The organism is Micromonospora sp. S-DT3-3-22 (assembly GCF_015354745.1).
GTDB lineage: Bacteria > Actinomycetota > Actinomycetes > Mycobacteriales > Micromonosporaceae > Micromonospora > Micromonospora wenchangensis.
Genome location: NZ_JACGMO010000109.1, coordinates 20347 through 27088 on the forward strand (window position 1 = coordinate 20347; position 6742 = coordinate 27088).

Here is a 6742-nt window from a genome sequence, read left to right on the forward strand (position 1 = left end):
TGCCCCCTCCACCCACCGCATAGGCTGCCGGCATGATCTGCCGAGCGTGCCGACAGCGGCGGCACGACGACTGCCCCGGCCGGAAGTGGTGCGACTGTCAGCACCGTACCCCCGCACCCACCCCTCCGGTCACCGGTCCGGCCGGCGAATGAGCGTCGGAATCCCGATCTGGCGGATCTGGCCCACGCCCGCCGACGGCCCGCTGGACGACGCCGCGCTGACCGCGCTCTACGCCCGCGCCGGCACCCCCCGGCTGCGGGTCAACTTCGTGGCCAGCGCGGACGGCGCGGTCACCCTGGACGGCTACTCCGCCGGCCTGTCCGGTGCGCCGGACAAGCGGGTCTTCGGCCTGCTCCGGATGCTCTGCGACGGGCTGCTGGTGGCCGCCGGCACGCTACGGCACGAGGGCTACCGGGCGGTGCGGCTCAGCCCGGAACGCCGGGCCTGGCGACGCGCGCACGGCCTGGCCGAGTACCCGACGCTGGCGGTCGTCTCCCGGTCGCTACGGCTCGACCCGGCCCAGGCCGCGTTCGCCGACGCGCCGGTGCGCCCGGTCGTGCTGACCACCGGGACGGCGGTCGCGCCACCGGGCCTCACCGACGTCGTCGACCTGGTCCGGGTCGGCCGGGACGACGTCGACCTCGCCGCCGGCCTGGCCGCGCTGCGCCGGCGGGGGCTGGGGCAGCTGCTCTGCGAGGGCGGCCCGCACCTGTTCGGCGCGCTCACCGCCGCCGACCTCGTCGACGAACTCTGCGTCACCGTCGCCCCGCTGCTGGCCGGGGCCGGCCCGGGACGGATCACGGCCGGCCCGGCCAGCCCGCCCCGGTCGCTGCCGCTGCGGCACACGCTGGCCGCCGCCGACGGCGTACTCATGCTGCGGTACGCCCGCGACGCGCCCGGCGTCGACTCCGCCGGGGCCGCGCCCGCCGGCTGAACCGGGTGGCCTCCCCCGGACGCGGCGCGGGGCGTGGGCCACCCGGTCGGTGTGCCCACGCCCCACGTTCGAGACGTTCGGGGTCGGCGTGTCGAACGCCGGCCCGGCGGGGTCAGCTGACGCTCACGCCCGCCCAGGCGGCGGCGACGGCCTTGTACTCGGCGCTGGTCGCGCCGTACAGGTCGGTCGCGGCCGACAGGGTCGCCGTCCGGGCGCCCTTGTAGTTGGTGGTGGAGGTCATGTAGCGGGTCAGCGCCCGGTACCAGATCGCCCCGGCCTTGGTGTTGCCGATGCCGGCGACCGTGGTGCCGTTGCAGGTCGTGCTGGTGCCGTACGACGAGGTGCCGCTACCCACCGCGAGCAGGTAGAAGAAGTGGTTCGCCACGCCCGAGGAGTAGTGCACGTCCAGGCCGCCCACCGAGCTGCTGTAGCAGTCCGCCGACTTGCCGTCCTTGGAGGGCTTGTCCATGTAGCGCAGCGGGGTGCCGGTGCTGCGCAGCTTCTCCCCGATCAGGTAGTCGCCCGGGTCCTTGGCGCTGGCCGCGTAGAACTCGACCAGGGTGCCGAAGATGTCGCTGGTGGCCTCGTTGAGGCCGCCCGACTCGCCGCTGTACCGCAGCCCGGCGGTGTTGCTGGTGACGCCGTGGGTCATCTCGTGCCCGGCCACGTCCAGCGAGGTCAGCGGGTACCAGCCGGAGCCGCCGTCGCCGTAGGTCATGCAGAAGCAGGCGTCCTGCCAGAAGGCGTTGGCGTAGTTGCTGCTGTAGTGCACCCGGCTGTACGCGCCGACACCGTCGTTGCGGATGCCGTTGCGGCCGTGCGCGCTCTTGTAGTAGTCCCAGGTCTTCTGCGCGCCGAAGGCGGCGTCGGCGGCGGCGGTCTGCCGGTTGCTCAGGGTGCCGTTGCCGAACACGTTGTTGGTGCTGGTGACCAGGGTGCCGGTGCCGCTGGTCTTGCCGTTGAGGTCGTAGGTGCGGTGGTTGCCCCGGGCCGGGTCGGCGAGCTGGTAGGTGCTGCCGGACAGGGTGCTGCCGACCGAGACCGTGCCGGAGTGGTAGGTGTTGCCGGTGCCCTCCCGCTGCACGCCCTCCCACGAGTCGCGGACCGCGCCGGTGGTGGCGTCCACCAGCACGTGCAGCTCGCTCGGGGTGCCGTCGGCGTGGGTGCCGGCCACCACCACCTCGTAGGCGAGGGCGGTCGCGGTCCGACCGGCGTCGAAGACCAGCTGCGCGCCCGCGACCGAGCGGCCGGTGGCGGTCGACGCGGCGTAGGCGATCTTGCCGGCGGCGGCCTCGCTGAGCGTGGCCTTCGGGGCGCGCTGCGGGGCGTGGGCGAGGCCGTGGGTGGCACCCCGCCAGGAGTCGCCCTTGCCGAGGTGGACGACCACCTCACCGCCGAGGACGGGCAGGCCGTCGGAGTAACGGTTGAGCCGGACGTGCTCGGTGCCGTCGGCGTCGGTCACCACGTTGCGCGGGGTGAACGTCTGCCCGTCGGCGGCGAGGCCGGCACCGGAGTGGGACTTGAGCTGGGCGACCGCGCGGGCGAACGGGTCGGCGGCGGGGCCGGCGGGCGCGGCGGTGGCCGCGGTGGGCACCGTGACGGCGGTGGCCAGGAGAGCGGCCGTGGCGAGGCCGCTCAACAGGGGGGTTCGGCGCATGGGGGTTCTGCCTCCACAGGGACAGTCGGGGGGGTGCCGACTGACGACGACCCGACGGTGGTGGACCGCGGGCCGGTCACGTGTCCGCAGGTTACGGACGTGACGGCCGGCACCGAAGGAAGAAGATCCTCGATGTCGGCTGTGGCTATTCTCAGCCCAACCGGTCGGTTTCTGTCACGCCCTCGGCGGGGATTTTTTTCCCCGGATTTCCGCCGGGCCCGTCACCTGCGCAAACACCGTCGCCGCGCGGGAAAAAGTCGACCGACCGTGACCGCACCGTCCCTTGCGGTCACCGAACCGGCGGCGACGACGGCGGTCGGCCGGGCGACGACGGCGGCCCACCGGTGGCCTCCGCCGCGTCGCGTGGCAACCTGTCGCACTCCTCGGGCAGGATGCAGGGCGTGCGCCCTGACCGAGACGACCAGCTGACCGGAGCCCGCGGATGACCGACGACCGGATCGACGGCCGGATCGACAGCCCCGGCGAGCCCGTCGGCCGGGTGCTCGGCACCGCCGACGCCACCCCGTTGCAGTTCTGGACGGCCGTCTCGCCCGGCAGCTACCTCCAGCTCGACGACGTGGTGGTCACCCGGCGCGACCTGCCCGACCGGGAGCCGGTCACCATCGCCGGGGTGGTCACCCAGGTCCGCGCCCGGCACGAGGGCGCCCAGTTCGAGTCGGACGTCTTCGCCATCGCCGACGGCACCCTCCCCGCCCAGGTGCAGGAGGCCGCCGAGATCACCACCACCCGGGTCGACCCCGAGCTGTACGTGCCGCCCGCGCCGGGCGCCACCGTGCACCGGGCCGAGGGCGACGCCCGCGCCCGCGCGCTGCACTTCGACCGGATGGAACGGCGCATCCCGATGGGGATGGGCCGCGACGGCGTCCCGGTCTACCTCAACGCCGACTTCCTCGACGGCAGCCGGGGCGCGCACGTGTCGATCTCCGGCATCTCCGGGGTCGCCACCAAGACCAGCTTCGCCACCTTCCTGCTCTACTCGGTGTTCCGCTCCGGGGTGCTCGGCGGCGACGCGGTCAACGCCAAGGCGCTGATCTTCAACGTCAAGGGCGAGGACCTGCTCTTCCTCGACCATCCCAACGCCCGTCTCGACGACACCACCCGGGCCGCGTACGCCAGGCTGGGGCTGGCCGCCGGCGCGTTCCCCGACGTGCGGGTGTACGCCCCGCCCCGGGTCGGCGACGCCTCCGGCACCCCCGACGTGAGCAGTCGGCTCACCGGCGTCGACGCCTTCTACTGGACGCTGAGCGAGTTCTGCGCCGACCGCCTCCTGCCGTACGTCTTCGCCGACGCCGACGACGAACGCCAGCAGTACACGATGGTGGTCCACTCGGTCACCGCCCACCTGGCCCGCTACGCCCAGCCCGCCGACGGTGGGGTCAGCGTCGACGGGGTGCGCCTCGGCTCCTACGGCGACCTGGTCGACCACATCGTCGAGCAGCTCAACGACGACGAGACCCGGGGTGACTGGGCCGGCAGCGCGGTCGGCCTGGGCACGGTCAACGCGTTCGCCCGCCGGCTGATCGGCAGCAAGAAGGACCTCGCCCGGCTGATCCGCGGCGACCTGGCCACCCGCCGCCCGCACGCCATCAACACCGCCGAGAGCGCCCAGGTCACCGTGGTCGACCTGCACAACCTGCCGGACCGCGCGCAACGCTTCGTGGTCGGCGTGACGCTGCGCGGCGAGTTCGAACGCAAGGAGAAGGCCGGCACCGCCAAGCCGCTGCTCTTCGTCGTCCTCGACGAGCTGAACAAGTACGCCCCCCGCGAGGGCTCCTCCCCGATCAAGGAGGTGCTGCTCGACATCGCCGAGCGGGGCCGCTCGCTCGGGGTGATCCTGGTCGGCGCACAGCAGACGGCGAGCGAGGTCGAACGGCGGATCGTCACCAACTCGGCGATCCGGGTGGTGGGCCGGCTCGACCCGGCCGAGGCGTCCCGCCCGGAGTACGGCTTCCTCCCGCCGGCCCAGCGGCAACGCGCCCTGCTCGCCAAGCCGGGCACCATGTTCGTCAACCAGCCCGACATCCCGGTCCCGCTGTGCCTGGAGTTCCCCTTCCCGGCCTGGGCGACCCGGGTGTCCGAGGCCGGCCGGGCCCCGTCGGAGACGCTGCGCTCGATCACCGGCTCGATCGACCCGTTCGCCGTGGTCGGCTCGGGCGGCGTCGACGACGACATTCCGTTCTAGGGGGCTGGCCGCCATGAAGATCCTGCACACCTCCGACTGGCACGTCGGCAAGGTGCTCAAGGGACAGTCCCGGGCCGAGGAGCACAAGCAGGTGCTCGCCGGGGTGATCGAGATCGCCCACGCCGAACGCCCCGACCTGGTCATCGTCGCCGGTGACCTCTACGACACGGCCGCCCCCAGCCCGGAGGCGACCCGGCTGGTCACCCGGGCGTTGACCGCGCTGCGGCGGACCGGGGCCGACGTGGTGGCGATCGGCGGCAACCACGACAACGGCAACGCCCTCGACGCGCTGCGCCCCTGGGCGGAGGCGGCCGGGATCACCCTACGCGGCGGGGTCCGGGAGAATCCGGCCGAGCACGTCGTCGACGGGGTCACCGCCGCAGGCGAACGCTGGCAGCTCGCCGCGCTGCCCTTCCTGTCCCAGCGGTACGCCGTCCGCGCGGTGGAGATGTACGAGCTGACCGCCGCCGAGGCCACCCAGACGTACGCCGACCACCTCGGCCGGGTGCTGGCCAAGCTGACCGAGGGCTTCACCGAGCCGGACCGGGTGCACCTGGTGACCGCCCACCTCACCGTGGTCGGGGCGAGCACCGGCGGCGGCGAGCGCGACGCGCACACCGTCCTCGGGTACGCGGTGCCCGCCTCGGTCTTCCCGGGCACCGCGCACTACGTGGCGCTGGGGCACCTGCACCGTTCGCAGCGGGTGATCGGGCCGTGCCCGATCCGCTACAGCGGCAGCCCGATCGCCGTCGACTTCGGCGAGCAGGAGAACGTCTGCTCGGTGACACTGGTCGAGGTGAGCGCGACCTCGGCCGCCCGCATCCGGGAGGTGCCGGTGGCGGCGGCGGTGCCGCTGCGCACGGTGCGCGGCACCCTCGCCCAGTTGAGCGAGGCGGACCCGCCGGAGGGCTGGCTGCGGGTGTTCGTCCGGGAACAGCCCCGGGCCGGGCTGCGGGAGGAGGTGCAGGAGCTGTTCCCCCGCGCGCTGGAGATCCGGATCGACCCGGAGCTGCTGCCCGCCCCGGGCAGCGGCACCCGGGTCGCCCAGCGGGCCGGCCGGTCGCCCCGCGAGCTGTTCGCCGACTACCTGGGCAGCCGGGGGCACGAGGACGACGGGGTCCGGGACCTCTTCGACGAGTTGCTGGAGGAGGTGGAGCGCTGATGCGACCGATGCGGCTGGACCTGGCCGGCTTCACCGTCTTCCGCGACGAGACCACCGTCGACTTCACCGACGCCGACTTCTTCGCCCTGGTCGGGCCGACCGGTTCGGGTAAGTCGACGGTGCTGGACGCGATCTGCTTCGTCCTCTACGGCGCGGTGCCCCGCTGGGGTGGCGCGCGGGGGCTGGCCAACGCGCTCGCCCCGTCGGCGGTGGAGGCCCGGGTCCGGCTGGTCTTCGAGTCGGCCGGCGACCGGTACGTGGCGACCCGGGTGGTCCGCCGCGACGGCCGGGGCGCGGTCAAGACCGCCAACGCCGGGCTGCAACTGATGCCCCCCGGGTTCGACGTGACCAAGCTCGACACCGGGCTCAGCCCGGAGGACCTGGGCGAGGTGCTGGCCGGCACCCCGGCCGAGATGGACGGTGCCGTGCTGGACGCGGTCGGGCTGCCGTACGAGCAGTTCACCTCCTGCGTGGTGCTGCCGCAGGGGCAGTTCGCCGACTTCCTGCACGCCAAGCCGGCCACCCGGCAGCAGATCCTGGTCAACCTCCTCGGTCTCGGCGTCTACGAGAACGTGCAGAAGCGGGCCACCGAACGGGCCGGGCAGGCCGAGGCGAAGCTGGACGCGGTCGCCCGGATGCTCGCCGGGCTGACCGACGTCGACGACGAGACGTTGGCCGCCGCGTCCGCCCGGGTCGACCGGGTGCGGGAGCTGTCGGCGGCGGTCGCGGCGGCCGTACCGGAGCGGGAGCGGGCCCGGGGGGCGGCCCGCGAGGCCACGGCGGCGC

General features: G+C 73.9%; 5 protein-coding genes. 4 read left to right on the forward strand and 1 reads right to left on the reverse strand.

The genetic code is table 11. From position 1 onward, the window contains the following. Positions 1 to 148: 148 nt before the first annotated feature. Positions 149 to 934: a pyrimidine reductase family protein gene (locus tag H1A17_RS26040; RefSeq protein WP_194823116.1), complete on the forward strand. Its 786-nt coding sequence runs from the start codon at positions 149 to 151 to the stop codon at positions 932 to 934. Between the two features lie 112 nt (positions 935 to 1046). On the opposite strand, the gene H1A17_RS26045 is transcribed toward H1A17_RS26040, so the two are convergent. Beyond that, entirely contained in the window at positions 1047 to 2591 is a 1545-nt protein-coding gene (locus tag H1A17_RS26045) for a M4 family metallopeptidase (RefSeq protein ID WP_145918559.1), read from the reverse strand. A 442-nt stretch (positions 2592 to 3033) separates the two neighbouring features. Between H1A17_RS26045 and H1A17_RS26050 the strand changes: the two genes are divergently transcribed. The 3 genes from H1A17_RS26050 to H1A17_RS26060 all read left to right on the forward strand — a co-directional run. Beyond that, complete coding sequence (locus H1A17_RS26050; RefSeq protein ID WP_145918558.1) at positions 3034 to 4794, forward strand: ATP-binding protein; 1761 nt, start codon at positions 3034 to 3036, stop codon at positions 4792 to 4794. Positions 4795 to 4807: 13 nt separating this feature from the next. Then, entirely contained in the window at positions 4808 to 5956 is a 1149-nt protein-coding gene (locus H1A17_RS26055) for an exonuclease SbcCD subunit D (protein ID WP_145918557.1), read from the forward strand. After that, a partial coding sequence (locus tag H1A17_RS26060) for an AAA family ATPase (protein WP_194823117.1) occupies positions 5956 to 6742 on the forward strand: 787 nt, incomplete at its 3' end. The genes H1A17_RS26055 and H1A17_RS26060, both read left to right, overlap by 1 nt.